Below are 16,891 nucleotides of genomic sequence, written 5' to 3' on the forward strand. Positions count from 1 at the left end.
TCAGGTCAAGAGATCCGGACCGGCTTCCTTGCTGGTCGACCTGCGCGGGCGTCAGTGCGCAGGCTGTCTACGGCCCGCGGAGCGGGCCGGGTTGAGCGCCTCGATGCGGGCCGCTGGTCGGCTCAGCTCGACTGCCGTCGGATCAGGTGCGTGAAGTCGTACCGGTCGGCGCGGTACGTGGAGGTTGCGATCTCCACGACCTGCGAAGTAGTGTCACTGGTTATGCGCCTGACTTGGAGTGCGGGTGACTTTGCCGGCACCATCAGCCACCGGGCGATCGGGCGGTCGAGCGAGATCGCCCGCGTCCGCTGGATCGAGCTGGCCACCCGGATCCGGAAGTGCCGGCCGAACAAGTCGTACAGCGACCCCGTCAGGTCGGCGGTCAGGATGTCCGGCATCAACCGCAGTGGGACCCGGACCACCTCGTGGCACATGGGAATCCCGTCGGCCAGGCGGAGCCGCTCGATGCGGGCCAGCGGGGTGTTCGGTTCGAGCCCGAAGTCGCGGGCCTGGGCGTCGTCCGCCGGCTCCGCCGCCGCGTCGATCAAGCTCGAACTCGGGACCATGCCGCGGGTCCGCATGTCCTCGGTGAATGACGTGAGGGACCGGTCCTTCGAAATTCGCGACTCGGCGACAAAAGTCCCGGTGCGTCCGACTCGGTAGATCAGTCCGTCATCGAGGAGTCCGCCGAGCGCCTGCCGCAAAGTCATCCTGCTGACCTCGAACCGTGCGGTCAGTTCGCGCTCGGTCGGCAATTGCGCGTGCGGAGGCAGCTGCGCGATGTCTTTCTCCAATTCGCGCCGTAAGAAGAGGTGTTTGGGAATGTCATTCATCTCACCCGCCAGGCTACATGTCTTGACGCGGACGAGTGCAGCTGCCTAGCCTTGGTCTAGACCAAGGTGATTGGGCTTCGGCACCTGTCGTGCCAGGCCCGTTCAGCACATCGTCACGGACGCAGGAGTCATCCATGGTGCCGGGATCCGACCGCTCCCTCGAAGCTGCTTCTGCTCATTCTCCAAGCTCTGCGGAGGAATCCGAGTGGCCGGAGATCCTGGTCGTGGGCGGCGGTCTTGGCGGCATCGCCGCGGCCCTGGCGGCGGCCGAACTCGGCGCCCGCGTGCTGCTGACGGAGGAGTCGGCATGGCTCGGCGGCCAGTTGACTTCCCAAGGCGTGCCGCCCGACGAGAACGGCCTGATCGAGACGATCGGCGGCACCGGCACCTATCGCCGGCTTCGGCGGGGCATCCGTGCGTACTACCGGGATCACCAGAAATTGACCCAGGCGGCCGCCCGGTCCTCCTTCCTGAATCCCGGTAACGCCCACGTGAGCAGAATCGCCCACGAGCCTCGGGCCGCGTTGGCGGCCATCGATGAGTTGTGCGCCCCCCTGCTGGCCAGCGGTCGGATGCGGATCCGGCGTGGGTGGACGCCGGTCAGCGCGTCCAGCGAGGCCGACGCCGTCCGGTCCGTCACCTTCTCCACCGCGGACGGAGACCTGATCACGGTCGAGCCGAGCTATGTGCTGGATGCTACTGAGGACGGCGGTTTGCTCGACCTGGTCGGCTGCGAACACGTGCTCGGTTCCGAGGCACAGACCGACACCGGTGAGCCGCGTGCTCTGACGGGCGCCGCCGATCCCCTTGACCAACAAGCCATCACCTGGTGCCTCGCAGTCGAGCATCGCCCCGGCGAACGTCATGAGATCGGCAAGCCGGCTGACTACGACATGTGGCGTGCCTACCGGCCCGACTTCTGGCCCGGGCCGCTGCTGTCCTTTACCGGCTGCAACCCACACACGCCTCGAGAGGCGATCACCTGGCCGCTGTTCGCCGAGCCCGGCGGCTGGTCGCTGTGGACCTACCGCCGGATCCGCGACGGATCCCTGCACGATCCGGCGACGAGCGACATCTCGATCCTGAACTGGCCGCAGAACGACTACTTCGTCGATCCGGTCGTGGGCGTCACCCCCGAACAGAGAGAAGCCAGGCTGGCCGCGGCGCGCAACCTGTCGCTGTCGCTGCTGTACTGGCTACAGACCGAGGCTCCCCGCAGCGACGGCGGCACCGGCTATCCAGAGCTCGCGCCCGCCGCGAACGTGTTCGGCACCGCCGACGGGCTGGCTCTCCGGCCGTACCTCCGGGAAGGACGGCGAATCCAGGCAGTCACCACTGTCGTCGAGCAGGACATTGCCTTCGACAGCCGGCCCGATGGACCGCTCCAGTTCGCGGACTCGGTCGGTGTCGGTCACTACCGGATCGACCTGCACCCGAGCACCGGCGGCCGCAATTATATCGATTTCGCGGCCCATCCGTTCCAGGTGCCACTCGGAGCGCTGATACCGATCCGGTTGCGGAACCTGTTGCCTGCGGCAAAGAACATCGGGTCGACCCACATCACCAATGGTTGCTATCGCCTGCATCCGGTCGAGTGGACCATCGGCGAAGCGGCCGGAGCATTGGCCGCCTTCTGCCTGAGACACAACGTCCAGCCCGGCCAGGTCCAGGCGACCGCCGCACTCACCGAACAGCTGCAAAGCATTCTCACCGACAAGTTCGATACCACGCTGCGCTGGCCGACGGACTACACCGAGGGCTATATCGCCGGCGAGGTCGCCAAACGCCGAGAAAGAAGCTGATGATGACCCTCCCCATCGACCGTATCGACGATTCCGTCGGCCGCGCGATCCGCTGGCTGATCACCTTGCTGCCCGAGGAGGACGGCTCGGCCGGCATCTGGGAGCGACTGCGGATCGACCAGGACGATGCCGTCGTCCGGAGAGTCCGGCCCGACTGCACCGCGGAGACCGCGGCCCTGCTCGATGCTGCCGGGGCCGTACAGGAACGACCGGACTACGGGAAACTCGCGGGCTCGATGCGCGGCTGGCTTCAGTGCGTTCAACGGCCGGACGGCGGATTCCCCTTCTACGAGCTGACCCCGGCGCCCAACGGCACTGCCGACGATGGCGCCACCGCCGACCTGATGTGGCCGAACGACAACGGCAAGGTGCTGGAACTGCTGTGCCTGGGCGACTATCCACGCGAGTCGACGACGCGGCTCGCGTCGTACCTGATCGACAATCAACGCGAAGACGGCTGGTTCAGCCTGGACGCCGTCGACTATCGGGGTCCGTGTTTCGTGTCCTGGCCGGTAGTAGGCCTGGCCCGCTACTACGCGAGCTCCGGCGACGAGCGAGCCGCTGCCGCCGTCACCAAGGCGATCGGCTACTTGAGATCTCTTCAGTGTGCCGACGGCCGGCTGAAGACGACGTACGAGATCAGCGGAACGGAGAACTGGCGACCGGTGTCGTCGGAGACCGCCGAGGCGCTGCGGGCCTTCGCGCTGGCTCATCGATTGGTGGGCCTCGACACGCGCGCCGAGATCGCCGGCTGTCGGGAGTTTCTGACTCGCCTGACCACGGCCGAGGGGGCAATCCGCAACTGCGACGCAGCCAGCGTGGGCGCCTCGGAACAGGCGGATCCGGCACTCACCGATCTCGTCTACACCTGCGGGTACGCTCTGCACGGCTGGCTCGATGCCTGGCGGGCGACCGGCGAGCGAAGCGATCTCGCCGCAGCGGTCAGCCTCGGCGAGTTCTTGATCTCGATCCAGGTCGATGATCCGTCGGTGGCGTGGGACGGCGCCTGGCGTGGCTCGTACGACGTCGATCAGCGGACCTGGCGAGGACGTGCCAACCAGTCGAACCCGATCGACGAGGGTGGCGAGTTCTCGGTCTACACCGGCTGGACCACCGCCACGATCGCGACCGGTTTGCTCCGGATCCGGAACGAGCTCGCCCGGGCCCCTCGATGATCGCAACCCCGGCCGGCTTCGATCCGCCTTCGGACCCGATGGATGGCGTACGGTCGCTGTTCGGGTCTCCCGACCCGGTGACGTGGCTCTTTACCGGGGACAGCGTGACCCAGGGCTCCGCCTATCTGCACGGCCATCGCGACTACACCCAGCTCTTCGCGGAACGCGTACGGGTCGAGCTCAAGCGCTCGGCCGATGCCGTGATCAACACCGCGGTCGGCGGCCGTACGATCGCCGCGGTCGCAGCCGACGCCGATCGCGCGATTCTCCGCTATCGACCGGATGTGGTGATCTTCGGGGCCGGCCTCAACGACTCCCGCGGTGGGGCCGAGGGTGTGGCGTCCTTCGTCGACACCTACCGCGACCTGTGCCGGCAGGTGGGTGCGGCCGGCGCCAGAATCGTCCTCCAGACACCGAATGGCTTCCTGCCCTCGGCAGCCGATTTCATCGTCGATCATCTCGCCTCGTACACCGAGGCGATCCGGGCGCTGGCCGTTGAACTGGCGCTTCCGCTGATCGATCACGCCGAGGTGTGGGCGACCGCCACCGACGAGGCGGTGCCGGACGAGTGGATCGGCAGTGGCTGCCATCCGAACCACTTCGGCCATCGCGTGATGGCGAACGCCGTCTTGCGGAGCCTCGGCATCTTCGACCCGGACTCGGCGACCTGCCGACTCTACATTCCCTGAGCAGGCCGGTGGCCGGCGGCGGAGCGATAGATTCCATCGAGGACGGCGACGGTCGCGACTCCGTCGTCGGCTGTGATCATCGGTTCGGTGCCCGCGATCAGGGCTCGGAGCACGTCGGCCCATTGGGCGACATGGCCGGCGATGCCGATGGCTCTTGGATCCGAGGCGCCGCTGGGCGGCACCTCGATCTCGGTAGGACGCGGCGCGGTCGGGAAGTCCCACCGGCTGATGCCCGACTGGGTGAGGTGGACCGAGCCGGTGGTCGTCCAGATCGACAGTTCGGACGGCTCGCCCACGCGTGTGGCGGTGGTGGTGGCGATGACGCCGAGCGCGCCATTGGCAAAGCGGATTGCGGCGACCGCGGTGTCCTCGGCCGCGATGTCGTGGCCAAGTGTCGCCGTATGCCCGGCCACCGCGACGGCACCACCGAACAGCCAACAGAGCAGGTCGGCATTGTGCAGACCCTGGTTCATCAGGGATCCGCCGCCGCCGTCGGCATCGGCTCGCCAGTCAGCCTCCGCGTAGTACTCGTCAGAGCGGTGCCAATGGACGAACGTCTCGCCGAGGACGACACGACCGAGTCGCCCTGACGCGATGGCCGCCTTGAGCTCGAGGTTCAGCGGCTCGAACCGCCGTTGGGCGACCGGGCTGACGATCAGGCCGGCGGCGGCGGCCTGATCGCGTACGCGTTCGGCGTCCGCCGTGGTCAGCGCCATCGGCTTCTCGACCACCACGTGCTTGCCGGCACGCAGTGCAGCCGACGTGTGCTCGGCGTGCAACGCACTCGGCGAGCACACCGCCAGCACGTCGATGCTCTGGTCGGCGATCAGCTCGCCGGCCGCCAGACGTCGCGCATCGGGCCACCCGAACTCAGCGGCCGACTGTCCCGATCCGCTGAACGCCTCCAGCGACACCTCGGTACCCGAATCTGCCAGGGCGGCCAGCGCCTGCGCATGAGTCGCCCCGATTCCACCCAGCCCGAGGATGCCGATCCTGATCATCACGGGAAGTTCGACAGCCGCCGTGCAGTCTCCATCACGTCGACCACTCGACGTACGCTCCTCATCGTGACGAATGGTTCGGCCTTGTTGCGAATGGTGTCGTAGAGCAGCTCGTAGTATTGATCTGTCCGGCGATCCTCAGGATCGACCGTGACCGTGGTCTCCTCCCAGTCCAGCGCCTCAGAGGCTGGGTAGGCGCGGCCATCGGGCGCGGTGTCCTTGGCTTCGCGGACCGGAAGGCCGGACAAGTCGGTACGGCGGACGTGCAGCAGCTGCGCCGTACCGGTGATCGTGCCGAGAGTTCCGGCAACGAACCAAGGTTCCTGCGGGCTGGCGATCGCCATGCTGGACTCGAGATCGATCACCGGCCCGTGATCGGGCCGAATGGTCAGTTTGACGTGGTCCTCGGCATCACCGGCGCTGATCGTGTGCCGGAGATCGGCGAAGATCTGCAACTCGGCGTCCGGCACCAGCGTCATGAGCTGATCGAGGAAGTGCAGCGCGGTGTTCGGCAGTTCACCGCCGCCCATCCGCCGGAGCGTCTGCCAGTCGTCCCGGCGGGAGTAGCGATGCGTCGTACGACGGATCAGCAGCGGCTCGCCGATCCGGCCGGAGTCGATGATGTCGCGGATGGCCAGGAAGGACGGCTCGAGGCGCTGGTTCTGGAAGGCTGTGACGACGCGCTCGGCTTCGGCGGCCAGCTCGACCAGTCGGTCGACGTCCTCCACGGTCGTCGCGATCGGCTTCTCCACCACGACGTGCTTGCCGGCCGCCAGCGCTGCCGAGGCCACGGATACATGGGTGTGTGACGGCGTGGCCACGGTGACCACGTCCACCGCCGGATCGGCGAGCAGTTGGGACGGCTCGGCGTAGGTTTCGCAACCGAAACGAGCGGCCGCCTCCTCTCGGCGGCCGGCATCCGGGTCGGCCACGGCCACGATCTGGAACAGCTCCGGCAGCCGCGCGATGCCTGCGGCGTGGATGTCCCAGCCGCTGCGGCCAAGTCCGACGATACCGATCTTGATCTTGTCTTCGAGCACGCCTGTGCTCGGGTCGTTCGGCATCAGCTGAGCTCCTTGGCCTGCTGCAGTTGTGCACGGATTCGTTCGGTCACCGCGATCGGCGTGACGAGGCTGAGCCCGTCGGTCTGCGGTACTTCGCCGCCGACGACGGCCATGAATCGGGTCAGCAGGGGAAGGTTGTAGTCCGCGCCGAGGGTCAGATCGCGCGCCCCGGACCCGTGCCGTCCGACCACCTCCGCGTGAAACGGAACCTGACCGTGCTCGTCCGGAACGACGAACCGCATGGTGACCAGGACGCCGCCGACCGAGGTCGTCGCGACGATTGCCGACGGCTCCTGGTGAACCGTCAGCCGCTCGAGATCGGGGAGCTGGTCCGCGGCTCCGGCAAGCAGCAGCGCGGTTTCCACGGTGTGGATGCCGTAGAAGAAGATCCCCGAATACGGGCTGTCCGGGTCCGCTGGGCCGGTCACGGAGACCGCTTGTAACGGCCCCACCTGGTCGGTGAGCGCGGTCAGCTCGGAGATCTCCGGTGTGAATCTCACAGCCGAGGCGGACAGCAGTTGAGCCCCTGCTCTGGCGCTTCCAGCCACCAGCGCTTCTGCTTCGGCGGTTGTCGTGGCCAGCGGCTTGTCGATCAGTACCGGGATGCCCGCTTGCAGCAACGGCTCAGCTTGCTGTGGATGCAAGGCGCCGTCCCGGCTGCAGACAATGGCCGCGTCGACCACGCCGGCGAGATCTTTCGGGCTGTCGAGAACCTCGAGTGGTCCGCGAGAGCGGAGCTGGTCGACGCGGTCCGCGTCGCCACGGACGATCGCGGTGACGCGTGCGCCCGGGAAGCGCTGCTCCTCGTTCAGGTGCCGAAGGAAATGATCGGTATGGCTGTTTTCGATGCCGATGATGCCGACGCGGCACATGGCGACTCCTTTGAGCAGGTCGATTGCCGGAAACGCTGACAGGATCAGTTGGCGGTGGCGGCGCGGGCCCGGTAGGCGGCGGCGTGCAGGCGGTTGCCGCAGGCCTGGCTGTCGCAGTAGAGGCGGGACCGGTTCTTCGATCGGTCGATGAACACCGTGCCGCAGTCAGGGGCAACGCATTCCTTCAGGCGGTCGGCTTCGCCCGCCTCGAACATCAGACACAGCACCATGGCGCAGTCGGCCACCAGGTGATCGGCCAGCGAGGTGTACGGCTGAAAGTAATGTACGTGGAGGGGTAGCCCGTCGTGCTCCACGAGCCGCGGGTGGATGTCGGCGCCGCTCAGCAGCTCGTTGACGATGCTGATCTTGGCTTGCCTGTCAGGCGCGATGAAGACTGCCCGCAGTCGAGCACGGAATTTGTGCAGCGATTCCACGTCCGCCTTCGTCGGTGCGGCCGACTCCGTCACGATCCAGGTCGTCATCAGGCCTTTGAGATCCGTCACGTCCTGTATCAGTTCTGGCTGGTCGCCGTGTGGCATCGAGTTGGCCAGATCGACGATTACCTGTTGCACGCGAAGTCTGTCGGATTTGGTAGCCACATCATGAGTTTAGCTATGATCACTCCTGACTGCAAAGGTGCTGAGACGACGATCACCCAGGCTTAACACTCTCCGTCCAACGCACCGAAACCCTTGACAGTGCGGGATCTCGGGGCTTGGATCGACGTCATCAGTAAACGGCTAGCGATCCTTACGCTGCCGCCTTCCGCGGGGGCCGCGAGGCAGGAATCCGTGGATGACAAGACCCCGAGAGAGGACGACGCAGCCGATGGGAACACGGTCCGGTCAAGAGCAGCCCGCGGATCAGGCCGAGCCGGCGTACGGCTTCCGGCGACGGCTGGAAACTGTCCATCGGACCGATCGACGGGACCCCGCGGCCAACGCTCGAGGCGACGAGGTCGTCATCGACGACCGCTGGCGGATCGTCCTGCGCCCGGATGCCGGCGCCGTCGTCCGCCATGCGGCGGCGGACCTGTCCGACTACTTCTCCGCCAGTATGGATCTGCGGCTGCCGATCGTCGAGGAGGCCGTGACCGACGGCCGGGCCGAAGCTGCCGGTGGTCCGGCGATCTTCGTCGCAACGGCGTCCGACATTCCTGGTCTGCTGCCGGCGGGCATCGCCGATCGAGGCTATACGGTGACGATAGAGCCGCAGCGCATCGTTGTCTGCGGCGCGACCGACCGTGGGGCCGCACAGGCCTGTTATCACCTCGAGGACTGCATGAATCTTCGAGGTGCTCCGTTTCTGAGTCCCGGCACACAGACCCGCGAGCCGTTGTTCGAACCGCGGATGACCCACTCCGGCTGGGGACTCGACAGCTTCCCGGACGCCTATCTGAACCAGATCGCTCACGCCGGCATGGATTCGATCCTGGTGTTTGCGACCGGCCCGGACAGGACTCCGGATGCGTTCACTCATCGGCAACCGTCGAGGCACAGCCCAGGACAGCTGTGCGACTTCAACGAGCTCGTCGACCGCTGCGCCGGATTCGGGCTGGATGTGTACCTGTACGCCTACTTTCACGGTGCTCGACCGGTCCATCCCGATGACCCGGAGGCGGACGCGTTCTTCGACCGAACCTATGGTGCGCTGTTCGAGGCCTGCCCACGGGCGAAGGGCATCGTGCTGGTGGGGGAGTCGGTCGAGTTCCCCAGTCTGGACCCGAGAACGAACGGCCGGCTCCGGCTCGATCCGGCGCCGGACGGTTTGCCCTCCGACAAGCCGTTGCCCGGCTGGTGGCCCTGTGCGGACTTTCCGCAGTGGGTGACGAAGGTGCGGGACGCCTGCCGACGGTACAACGCGGAGGCGGAGGTCATCTTCTGGACCTACAACTGGGGTTGGGCGCCGGAGGAGGACCGGCTACGACTGGTCGAGAGCCTGCCGAAGGACGTCGTCCTGCAGGCAACCTTCGAGATGTTCGAGCCGGTCGAGCACGACGGCGTCCGAAGCGTCTGCGTCGACTACACGGCATCCTTCGTCGGCCCAGGCCGGTATTTCGCGAGCGAAGCCGCCGCCGCGAACCGCCGCGGGATGCCTCTGTACAGCATGGTCAATACCGGCGGTCTGACCTGGGACCTCGGTGTTGTGCCCTATCAACCGATCCCGCAGCGGTGGAGTGAACGGCACTCCGCGGTGCTGGCGGCCAAACGCGACTGGGGATTGACCGGGCTGATGGAGAACCATCACTACGGGTGGTGGCCGTCGTTCGTCAGCGAGCTCGCGAAGTGGGCCTATTGGGCTCCGAGTCCTGACCCGGAGGACCTGCTGGCGGCGATCGCGTCGCGGGACTTCGGTGCGGCCGCCGAGGACGCGCTGGCAGGTTGGCGACTGTGGAGCGAGGCTGCCGGCGACCATGTGCCGAGCGATGGCGACCAGTACGGTCCGCTGCGGATCGGCCCCGCCTATCCGCTCACCCTGTTCAGCCGACCGGCGTTGCCGGTGTCGGACGACGCGATGTTCGGCGATCTGATCGTACAGATTCCGTACGAGCCCGATCATCACAACACGGTCCCGGCAACCGCCAACGCACGACGCATCAGGGCGGAGATCACTGCCCTCGAACGGATGATCGGCCGATGGGACGCCGGCGTCAGCTGCGTCGATCGCGCGGCGGCAGCGGCCCCGGCGTACCGTCAGGAGGCGGCAGCGGAACTCGCTGGACTCGGTCGCTTCATCGGATGCTGCCTGCGGACCGCCCTTCATACCAAGCAGTGGTGGCTTCTGAAGGCCCAGCTGCTGGTGACCGCTGACACCGCGGCGGCGGAGGCGCTTGTTGCCGCGCTGTGCGCGGTCGGCGAGGCTGAGGTGGCCAACGCCGAGGCGGCGATTCCGTTGGTCGAGGCCGACTCACGGCTCGGCTGGGAACCGTCGATGGAGTACATCGGCGATGCCGATCATATTCGCTGGAAACTGGCGCACCTCCGGCACGCGCTTGACCTCGAGGTACCTGCGTATCGCACCACCCTGCATATCTGAGGGTGAGCGCCGCGGCCACTCAGCGCGGGTGGACTCGGCTGCACCTGACGCCCCACGTCACCGGGCGGGCGCGAAGGCGGTTGCATCCGGCAACGGTGATGCCGGTCGCCGCGCCGCCGCACGCGGGCGGTTTCCGGCGGAGCTACCCTCGGAACGTGGAGACGTGGTCGCTGCTCGGGGGATGGTTTCCGGTGACGGTGCAGGTCGTCGCCGGTGGGGTGTTGCTGGTTGCGGTGGGGTGGCGGGACCGGTGGTGGCGGTGGCGGGTGCTGCCCGTGATCGTCGGCGTGACGGTGATTCTGGCGGTGCTCGCGGCGTATCCGGGGGCCAAGGCGGTTCGGCAGGTGGATCCGGTGCCGTTCTTGGTGTGGTTCTGGCTGGGGGCGACGGTTGGGGCGTTGCTGGTGCTGGTGGTGGGGTGGCGGAGTGCGCGGTGGTGGCGGCGCGGTACGGCGTTGGTCGCGGTGGGGCTTGCGGCGTTTGCGGGTGCGAACGGGATCAACCAGTTCGTCGGCTACTACCCGACGCTCGGTGCGGCGTTCAGCGACTGGACGCACAAGCCGCTGCCTGGTGAGACGTCGCTTCCGGGTGCGGTGCGTGCTGCGGGGGCGGCGCACGTCCCAGCGGCGGGGAAGCTGGTGGCGGTGGACATCCCGGCGACGTACAGCCACTTCAAGCACCGGCAGGAGCTGGTGTACCTGCCACCGATCTGGTTCGTCGGTCATCGGCGGCCGACCTTGCCGGTCGTCGAGCTGGTCGGTGGTGAGCGCGGCGGCCCGGGCGACTGGGTGCGGCTCGGGAACGCCATCCAGGTCGCTGACGCCTATGCGCATCTGCACCGGGGATACGCGCCGATCCTGGTGTTCGCCGACGCGACAGGTCATTTCGACAACGACACGGAGTGCGTGAACGGCCCGCGCGGGAATGCCGCCGACCACCTGGCCAAGGACATCCCGAAGTACGTCGAGAAGACCTTCGGGGCCTCCAGCAACCCGCAGCAGTGGGCGGTCGGCGGGTTCTCGATGGGCGGTACCTGCGCGCTGGACCTGGTGGTCGAGTACCCGCACGTGTTCAACCACTTCGTCGACGTCTCCGGCGATCTCGCGCCGTACACCGGGACACCCGCCCAGACCCTGCAGGACCTGTACGGCGGGAACGTCGCCGTACAGCACGCCAACGAGGCACTCCGGGTGATGCGCGCGCACGGCCGCTATACCAACGTGACCGGGCTGTTCCTCACCAGCACCGAGGAGGTCCGCCACCAGCACCAGGCACAAGAGCTGTCGAGGGCGGCGGCAGCGGTCGGGATCAAGTCCCTCGTCGAGATCACGCCGGGCACCCACACCTGGCAGTTCGCGGCCCCCGCGTTCGGCAACGCGTTCCCGTGGCTGGTCGATCAACTCACCCACCGGGCGCCCGCGTAACGATCCGGTCAACCTTCTGGTGTCGCACCGCGTCGGCACTAGGTGAGGATGTGGAGAAAGGCCAGGTTGCCGATCGTCTTGCTGCTCGGGGCGGTCGTCGCGGTCTGGGGCCTGCATGCGCTGATCTCCGGCGAGAACCGGAAAGCGCGTGCCAGTGAGTCGGCACCTCCAGCTGCCACGTCGTCGCCGGAACCGTCGGCCCGGCCGACCGGTCCGATCAAGCAAGGACACGGGAAGGTCGTCTATCTGACCTTCGACGACGGCCCGGACCGAGTCTGGACGCCGCGGGTGCTCGCGATGCTGGCGAAGCACGGCGCGCACGCGACGTTCTTCATGCTCGCCCAGCACTCCCGCCGGCTCCCGGACCTGGTCGACGAGGTCCGCGCGGCCGGTGACGCGGTCGGAAACCATTCGGTGTCGCACCCGAAACTGACCAAGCTGTCACCGGCGGCGCTGCACGCGCAGGTAGCGAACGGCATCCAGTCGAGATGTTTCCGCCCGCCGTACGGCGCGACCGACCACCGCGTGCTGGCGGAGATCCGTCGCGACGGCCTGCAGCAGGTGCTCTGGGACGTCGACCCCAGGGACTGGTCGCGCCCCGGCGTGGCGGTGATCGTCAAAACGGGTGCTGGCAGCTGTGAAACCGGGTGCGATCGTGATCATGCACGACGGCGGCGGCAATCGGGCACAGACCGTGGCGGCGTTGGGCATGATCCTGCCTGATCTGTCTGCGCGGGGATACGGATTCCCCGCCTTGTCCTGCTGACGCGCAGGTCAGTCGCCGCTCGACCCTGGGGCATTGCCGATCGGGCCGCCGGTGCCGGTGGAGGTTGTGGGGAGGTCGTGCACCGAGGCGAGGTTGCCGACGGCGGGATGGGTTCGGCCCATCGGGCCGGCGGCCAGAGCGGTGAACAGGTTCAGGGTCACCTTCTGGGCGAAGGCCACCGATGCGGGGCCGGAGCCGTACTTCGCGTCCGGGCCGAGCAGCGCGCGGACCCACTCGATGCTGCCGGTGGCGAAGACGCCGGCGCCGGACTTCACGGTGTAGTACGTCGAGTCCGAAAACGTGTGCCGCTTGGCGCAGGTCGTCGGGGAGTGCGCCACCACCTGCAGGTTGGCCGGCGTTCCCTTGATCGGGTAGGCCCGGTCCGCCTCGTTGCCGACCAGACCCGGGTACGCCGATCCCGCCTTGGCGCCGGTGCCCGCGAAGAGGAAGAAGTTCGGGTCGTGGACCGTGAACGCGCCGCTCGCCGGGAAGCATTCGTAGAGCATGCCGACCAGGCTGTTCTCCGGGTTCGCGTGCGGGTTCTGCCGCCAGTTGACCGTGGTGTCGGGCGCGTTGTGGATCGGGTCCAGCCCGGCGTCCTTGTAGTCGACGATGATCCGGTTCGGGCCGTGCGGATCGGCGGCGTAGCGCATCCGCCGGTAGACCGAGTTGGCGCCGAGGAACGCGAGGTTCGTACCGGCGTCACGCGCCTTGGTGACCGCCGCGCGCATGGGCAGCGACCAGTACTCGTCGTGCCCGCCGAAGACGATCCCTCGGGCGCCGTTGAGTAACCCGGGGTCGGCCTGGAGGTCCACGCTGGTCGCGTACGCGAGTCGTACGCCGCTCCGCTCGGCCAATTGGACCAGCGGGAGGTTGTCGTGGAGGACCCCGCGGGCGGGGTTGTAGCCGTACGGACGGTCGAAGGTGACCATCAGCGACCGCTGGTCGTGCGTGTGCTTGGGCCCGCCGACGTACAGGTTGTATCCGCCCCATCCGTTGTAGGCCTGGTCGGTGTTGACCCCGCTGACGATCAGGACGGCGCCGCGGGCGGTGTCGGACCGGACCACGATCGGGACGTAGGTCTCCTTGCCCTTCGATGCGCCGTTGGATGCCCGGAGCAACAACAGGTAGCTGCCGGCGGGCCAGCCCTTGGTCTGGACGGTCGTCGTCGGCGACCAGTTGATCGCGGTGATCATCCGGTCCTTCGTCAGGATCTGTTTCGGCTGCGCCTTGCGCGGGAGGTCCGCCGAGGTCCAGATCAGCTTCGCGCCTGCACCGCCGTACCAGCCGATCCGGAAGGCCCGGACGGTGAAATCGCCCGCGGGCGAGGTGACGAACAGCCGGAACGACTGCCCGCTCCGGACGCTCACCTGGTCCGCGTACCCGGCCAGCTCCAGCGGCCCGGCCACCTGACGGACCGGAATCCGCCACTGCTCGTCGGCCTTGACCGGCGAACTCGACGTACCGCTCGTCGGTGCCGAGGTCGGCCCGCCGTCGTTCGACGCCTTGTTCGTCGAGCCCTGGCAAGCACTCGCCACGGCCAGCACGAGTACGCCGGCCGCCAGTGTCCGCGCAGCCCCCATGTGATACCTCCCAGATCGCGCTCCAGGATAGAGACGCACGGTTGCCTCGATCGGTTGTCGCGGCTCGACACGGTAACGCGGGCGACCCGGCCCGGGCCGGATGCTGGTGGTGTCGTGTCTACGATCAGCGGTCGAGCGGGAAACGAAGTGTGACGCTCTGTTCGACGAAGCCGAGTTGTTCGTAGAATCCCCGGGCGCCTTCGTTGGCGGCGTAGGCGGTGACCGCCACCGCCACGGCTTCGTGGGTGCGCGCCCAGCTTGTGAAACTGCCCTCTGACGTTCTCCTCGTACCTCGCGACGAGAACGATGGTGGAGTCACCGTCGATCAGGTGGATGAAGTCCTCCCGGGCATGGCGGGCCGGCCAGGTGGTGTCCACGAGCGGGTCGTGGGCGCCTGCCCGGGTGATGTGTCGACGCCGGGGACTAGTTGGGCGGGTGTTCGATGCGGTATTGGTCGGCTAGGTCGTCGAAGTTTCCGGGGACGCTTTCCGTTAGGGAGACCTCGTGGGCGGTGAGGCGGCGTACGGCGTCGGTGACGTCGGCGGCCTTCGTTGGGGTTGCGTAGATGCCCAGTAGGAGAGTGTTGTCGTCATGCTGAAGCCCCACGGCACCTCGCACGGGCTGTTGTGTTCCGGTTCGGGGCAGAGCAGCCGGGCGATCGGCTCCTGGTGGGCGAGGGCGTCGGCGCTGGTGGCGAAGCCGCTGATCCTGATCTCGTAGGTCATCACCTGACGGAAACTACCGACGTTCCGTAACTTTCCGCATCGGGGAATGGCCGGGGGTTCGCCCTGATCGGACGTCCGACCAGGGTCGTACGATCGGTTGCCGGACGTGCCACGACGTCCAGGCGCGGGCCGCGTCCGTACTGCTGCTGTCGGTCGCTCTGCACTGACGGCGGCGACAGAGTTTGTCGTCAGTGAGTACAAAGGTCGGCCCGCGGTGACGGATTCTGCGGATGATGGTGGTATGGCTACCTACTACACGGCTCGGGACGATGCGGGTGCTCCGCAGCAGTCCGAGGACGAGCAGCTGTCCAGTCCGATCACGGCCAGTGGCGGCGAGTTCCGCGTGCTGATCGAGCTGGTCTGGGGGAAGTCGGTGAACGACCTGCCGGACGCCGAGCAGCGCTGGGTGGAGACCTCAGTGGAAGGCCTCGCCCGGGTGGGGGACCGGCTGGCCGGCGAGATCGCCGATCGGGACCAGGACGAGCTCCAGGACCTGGCGACGCCGTGGGCGGAGCTGGTCCCGCAGCTCAAGGCGGCGGACCTGGTCGACTTCCTGACCGACCTGCAGCACCTCAGCCGGCACGCCAAGGCCGAGGGACTGCACGTGTATTCGCTGGAGCTCCGCTGACGGTTGGGCCCCCTAGTACACGGAGTCGATCTCGTGCTCCGTGGCGTCGTAGGTGAAGGTGTCGCCGCCGTGGAGGCCCTTGATCGCGCCGTAGAGCGGGGCGTCGGTGGTCATGCCCTCGTACGTCGCGCCGTCGCACTCGAACGGTGAGCTGATCACGCCGACGACGTACCGGCTGCCGTCCAGTACGACGATCGCGCCCGGCCGGACCTCGGTGGCCGGGCCGAAGTCCAGCTGCTCGGCCGCCTCGACGGTGCTGTGCTGGCGTTCCCCGACCTGTTCGAACAGCCCGCCGAGGTCGCCGGCCTCGTCGGACTGGGACTGGTCGTCGACCGAGAACACCGCGTCGGGATCGAGCCGGGCTGCCGAGTCCTCGCGGCCGACCGCGGCGTCGGTGGCGCGCAGGTGCGCCTCGAGGTGCGCGAGCAGAGCATCCTTGACCCGTAGCTTGTCCATCACGGAACCTCTCGTCGATCGTTGCCGGACCCGTACCAGTGTTGCGCACGACGGCGTGCGGCGGGCGACAGAATTCATTGGCGGTGGCAACATGTCTTCCGACGTGACACGTGCTGCGCTGCTCCATCCAGTCCTCCGGCTGACGATCGCAGTGGTCGTCGGTGGTGCCGCCCTGCTCGTCGTCGGCGTTTTCGGAAACTTTCCGCTGGGTGTGCTTTCCGGGATTTCCGTCGCGACCGCGACCTTCGTCGGGACCGGGGTCGCCGTGCTCTGGCCGATGTCGGCGGACCGGACCCGGGAGTTCGCGCGGCGCGAGGACTTCCGGCCGTTCGCCGAGGAGCTGATCGTCGTGATCACCGCGCTCGCCAGCCTGAGCGGCATCGGCGTACTGCTGGTGCTCGGCAACTCCGGGACCCGGCACACGGCCGCGGCGGTCGGGCTCGTCGGGGTGTTCATGACCTGGGCGACGGTGCACCTGATGTACGCCGCGCGGTACGCCCACCTGTACTTCCGGGAGCCCGAGGGCGGGATCGACTTCAACAACGAGGCCGAGGTCCCGTCGTACCGGGACTTCTTCTACTTCAGCTACAACCTCGGCATGACCTTCCAGGTGTCGGACACGAGCGTGTCCACCAGCGCGATCCGGGCGGTGGTGCTGCGGCACTGCCTGCTGGCGTACGTGTTCTCGACGGTCATCCTGGCCGCGACCATCAACCTGGTCGCCGGAATCGCCTCGAGCTGAGGTTCCGGAACCAGTTCCGGAACCGGCAGGGGGTGTTGCCGGGCGGTTTCCGAACCTACAGTCGGCCTGCCTGAAAAGGCTTTCCGGTCGACGTT

The 16,891-nt window shown here is 67.6% G+C and carries 18 protein-coding genes; 9 read left to right on the forward strand and 9 right to left on the reverse strand.

Annotated elements, in window-relative coordinates; all coding sequences use genetic code 11:
- Positions 1–122: 122 nt before the first annotated feature.
- The gene (locus tag JOF29_RS29845) at positions 123–833 is read right to left on the reverse strand and encodes a GntR family transcriptional regulator (RefSeq protein WP_209697734.1); all 711 of its coding nucleotides are present in this window, start codon (positions 831–833) and stop codon (positions 123–125) included.
- A 134-nt stretch (positions 834–967) separates the two neighbouring features.
- On the opposite strand from JOF29_RS29845, the gene JOF29_RS29850 reads away from it, so the two are divergent.
- The 3 genes from JOF29_RS29850 to JOF29_RS29860 are packed head-to-tail and all read left to right on the forward strand — an operon-like array spanning position 968 to position 4,499.
- The gene (locus JOF29_RS29850; protein WP_209697735.1) at positions 968–2,635 is read left to right on the forward strand and encodes an FAD-dependent oxidoreductase; all 1,668 of its coding nucleotides are present in this window, start codon (positions 968–970) and stop codon (positions 2,633–2,635) included.
- Positions 2,635–3,810: a prenyltransferase/squalene oxidase repeat-containing protein gene (locus JOF29_RS29855; protein ID WP_209697736.1), complete on the forward strand. Its 1,176-nt coding sequence runs from the start codon at positions 2,635–2,637 to the stop codon at positions 3,808–3,810. Before JOF29_RS29850 ends, JOF29_RS29855 begins: the two co-directional genes overlap by 1 nt.
- A complete protein-coding gene (locus JOF29_RS29860; RefSeq protein ID WP_209697737.1) occupies positions 3,807–4,499 on the forward strand; it encodes an SGNH/GDSL hydrolase family protein in 693 nt (230 codons plus the stop codon). The genes JOF29_RS29855 and JOF29_RS29860 overlap by 4 nt, the downstream gene beginning before the upstream one ends.
- Here JOF29_RS29860 and JOF29_RS29865 read toward each other — a convergent pair.
- From JOF29_RS29865 to JOF29_RS29880, 4 genes are read right to left on the reverse strand one after another with little or no spacing between them, the layout of a single operon-like run.
- Positions 4,487–5,500, reverse strand: coding sequence for a Gfo/Idh/MocA family protein (locus JOF29_RS29865; RefSeq protein ID WP_209697738.1), 1,014 nt, complete (start codon positions 5,498–5,500; stop codon positions 4,487–4,489). The two genes, JOF29_RS29860 and JOF29_RS29865, sit on opposite strands and share 13 nt — an antisense overlap.
- The gene (locus tag JOF29_RS29870) at positions 5,500–6,564 is read right to left on the reverse strand and encodes a Gfo/Idh/MocA family protein (RefSeq protein ID WP_209697739.1); all 1,065 of its coding nucleotides are present in this window, start codon (positions 6,562–6,564) and stop codon (positions 5,500–5,502) included. Before JOF29_RS29870 ends, JOF29_RS29865 begins: the two co-directional genes overlap by 1 nt.
- The gene (locus tag JOF29_RS29875; protein ID WP_209697740.1) at positions 6,564–7,436 is read right to left on the reverse strand and encodes a Gfo/Idh/MocA family protein; all 873 of its coding nucleotides are present in this window, start codon (positions 7,434–7,436) and stop codon (positions 6,564–6,566) included. The genes JOF29_RS29870 and JOF29_RS29875 overlap by 1 nt, the downstream gene beginning before the upstream one ends.
- Before the next feature lie 44 nt (positions 7,437–7,480).
- Positions 7,481–8,035, reverse strand: coding sequence for a CGNR zinc finger domain-containing protein (locus JOF29_RS29880; RefSeq protein WP_209697741.1), 555 nt, complete (start codon positions 8,033–8,035; stop codon positions 7,481–7,483).
- A gap of 229 nt (positions 8,036–8,264) precedes the next feature.
- On the opposite strand from JOF29_RS29880, the gene JOF29_RS29885 reads away from it, so the two are divergent.
- The 3 genes from JOF29_RS29885 to JOF29_RS29895 all read left to right on the forward strand — a co-directional run bounded on the left by JOF29_RS29885 (position 8,265) and on the right by JOF29_RS29895 (position 12,619).
- Complete coding sequence (locus JOF29_RS29885) at positions 8,265–10,472, forward strand: hypothetical protein (protein WP_209697742.1); 2,208 nt, start codon at positions 8,265–8,267, stop codon at positions 10,470–10,472.
- Between the two features lie 155 nt (positions 10,473–10,627).
- Positions 10,628–11,896 (forward strand): alpha/beta hydrolase, encoded by a 1,269-nt coding sequence (locus JOF29_RS44800; RefSeq protein WP_209697743.1) that lies wholly within the window; start codon positions 10,628–10,630, stop codon positions 11,894–11,896.
- 66 nt (positions 11,897–11,962) lie between these two features.
- Entirely contained in the window at positions 11,963–12,619 is a 657-nt protein-coding gene (locus tag JOF29_RS29895) for a polysaccharide deacetylase family protein (protein ID WP_209697744.1), read from the forward strand.
- 51 nt (positions 12,620–12,670) lie between these two features.
- Here the strand turns inward: JOF29_RS29895 and JOF29_RS29900 are convergent, their stop codons facing one another.
- From JOF29_RS29900 to JOF29_RS29905, 3 genes are all read right to left on the reverse strand, one after another.
- A complete protein-coding gene (locus JOF29_RS29900; protein ID WP_209697745.1) occupies positions 12,671–14,245 on the reverse strand; it encodes a N,N-dimethylformamidase beta subunit family domain-containing protein in 1,575 nt (524 codons plus the stop codon).
- Between the two features lie 124 nt (positions 14,246–14,369).
- The gene (locus tag JOF29_RS46335) at positions 14,370–14,480 is read right to left on the reverse strand and encodes an N-acetyltransferase (protein ID WP_486327224.1); all 111 of its coding nucleotides are present in this window, start codon (positions 14,478–14,480) and stop codon (positions 14,370–14,372) included.
- A gap of 188 nt (positions 14,481–14,668) precedes the next feature.
- Positions 14,669–14,851, reverse strand: a complete 183-nt coding sequence (locus tag JOF29_RS29905; RefSeq protein ID WP_209697746.1) for a hypothetical protein — start codon at positions 14,849–14,851, stop codon at positions 14,669–14,671.
- Between JOF29_RS29905 and JOF29_RS44805 the strand changes: the two genes are divergently transcribed.
- Both JOF29_RS44805 and JOF29_RS29910 read left to right on the forward strand, forming a co-directional pair.
- On the forward strand, positions 14,837–14,965 hold the full coding sequence (locus JOF29_RS44805) for a hypothetical protein (RefSeq protein WP_281067443.1): 129 nt from the start codon (positions 14,837–14,839) through the stop codon (positions 14,963–14,965). The genes JOF29_RS29905 and JOF29_RS44805 overlap by 15 nt on opposite strands.
- 246 nt (positions 14,966–15,211) lie before the next feature.
- Positions 15,212–15,598, forward strand: a complete 387-nt coding sequence (locus JOF29_RS29910) for a hypothetical protein (RefSeq protein ID WP_209697747.1) — start codon at positions 15,212–15,214, stop codon at positions 15,596–15,598.
- A 12-nt stretch (positions 15,599–15,610) separates the two neighbouring features.
- On the opposite strand, the gene JOF29_RS29915 is transcribed toward JOF29_RS29910, so the two are convergent.
- The gene (locus JOF29_RS29915) at positions 15,611–16,054 is read right to left on the reverse strand and encodes a hypothetical protein (RefSeq protein ID WP_209697748.1); all 444 of its coding nucleotides are present in this window, start codon (positions 16,052–16,054) and stop codon (positions 15,611–15,613) included.
- Positions 16,055–16,145: 91 nt separating this feature from the next.
- On the opposite strand from JOF29_RS29915, the gene JOF29_RS29920 reads away from it, so the two are divergent.
- Positions 16,146–16,796 (forward strand): DUF1345 domain-containing protein, encoded by a 651-nt coding sequence (locus tag JOF29_RS29920; RefSeq protein ID WP_209697749.1) that lies wholly within the window; start codon positions 16,146–16,148, stop codon positions 16,794–16,796.
- The last annotated feature ends 95 nt before the right edge of the window (positions 16,797–16,891 follow it).

Source organism: Kribbella aluminosa (assembly GCF_017876295.1).
GTDB lineage: Bacteria > Actinomycetota > Actinomycetes > Propionibacteriales > Kribbellaceae > Kribbella > Kribbella aluminosa.

Bases quoted from the DNA above. Each gene is read 5' to 3' on its own strand.
- JOF29_RS29845 (WP_209697734.1), bottom strand. From the start codon at position 833: ATGAATGACATTCCCAAACACCTCTTCTTACGGCGCGAATTGGAGAAA.
- JOF29_RS29850 (WP_209697735.1), top strand. From the start codon at position 968: ATGGTGCCGGGATCCGACCGCTCCCTCGAAGCTGCTTCTGCTCATTCT.
- JOF29_RS29855 (WP_209697736.1), top strand. From the start codon at position 2,635: ATGATGACCCTCCCCATCGACCGTATCGACGATTCCGTCGGCCGCGCG.
- JOF29_RS29860 (WP_209697737.1), top strand. From the start codon at position 3,807: ATGATCGCAACCCCGGCCGGCTTCGATCCGCCTTCGGACCCGATGGAT.
- JOF29_RS29865 (WP_209697738.1), bottom strand. From the start codon at position 5,500: ATGATCAGGATCGGCATCCTCGGGCTGGGTGGAATCGGGGCGACTCAT.
- JOF29_RS29870 (WP_209697739.1), bottom strand. From the start codon at position 6,564: ATGCCGAACGACCCGAGCACAGGCGTGCTCGAAGACAAGATCAAGATC.
- JOF29_RS29875 (WP_209697740.1), bottom strand. From the start codon at position 7,436: ATGTGCCGCGTCGGCATCATCGGCATCGAAAACAGCCATACCGATCAT.
- JOF29_RS29885 (WP_209697742.1), top strand. From the start codon at position 8,265: ATGGGAACACGGTCCGGTCAAGAGCAGCCCGCGGATCAGGCCGAGCCG.
- JOF29_RS29900 (WP_209697745.1), bottom strand. From the start codon at position 14,245: ATGGGGGCTGCGCGGACACTGGCGGCCGGCGTACTCGTGCTGGCCGTG.
- JOF29_RS44805 (WP_281067443.1), top strand. From the start codon at position 14,837: ATGCTGAAGCCCCACGGCACCTCGCACGGGCTGTTGTGTTCCGGTTCG.
- JOF29_RS29910 (WP_209697747.1), top strand. From the start codon at position 15,212: ATGGCTACCTACTACACGGCTCGGGACGATGCGGGTGCTCCGCAGCAG.
- JOF29_RS29915 (WP_209697748.1), bottom strand. From the start codon at position 16,054: ATGGACAAGCTACGGGTCAAGGATGCTCTGCTCGCGCACCTCGAGGCG.
- JOF29_RS29920 (WP_209697749.1), top strand. From the start codon at position 16,146: ATGTCTTCCGACGTGACACGTGCTGCGCTGCTCCATCCAGTCCTCCGG.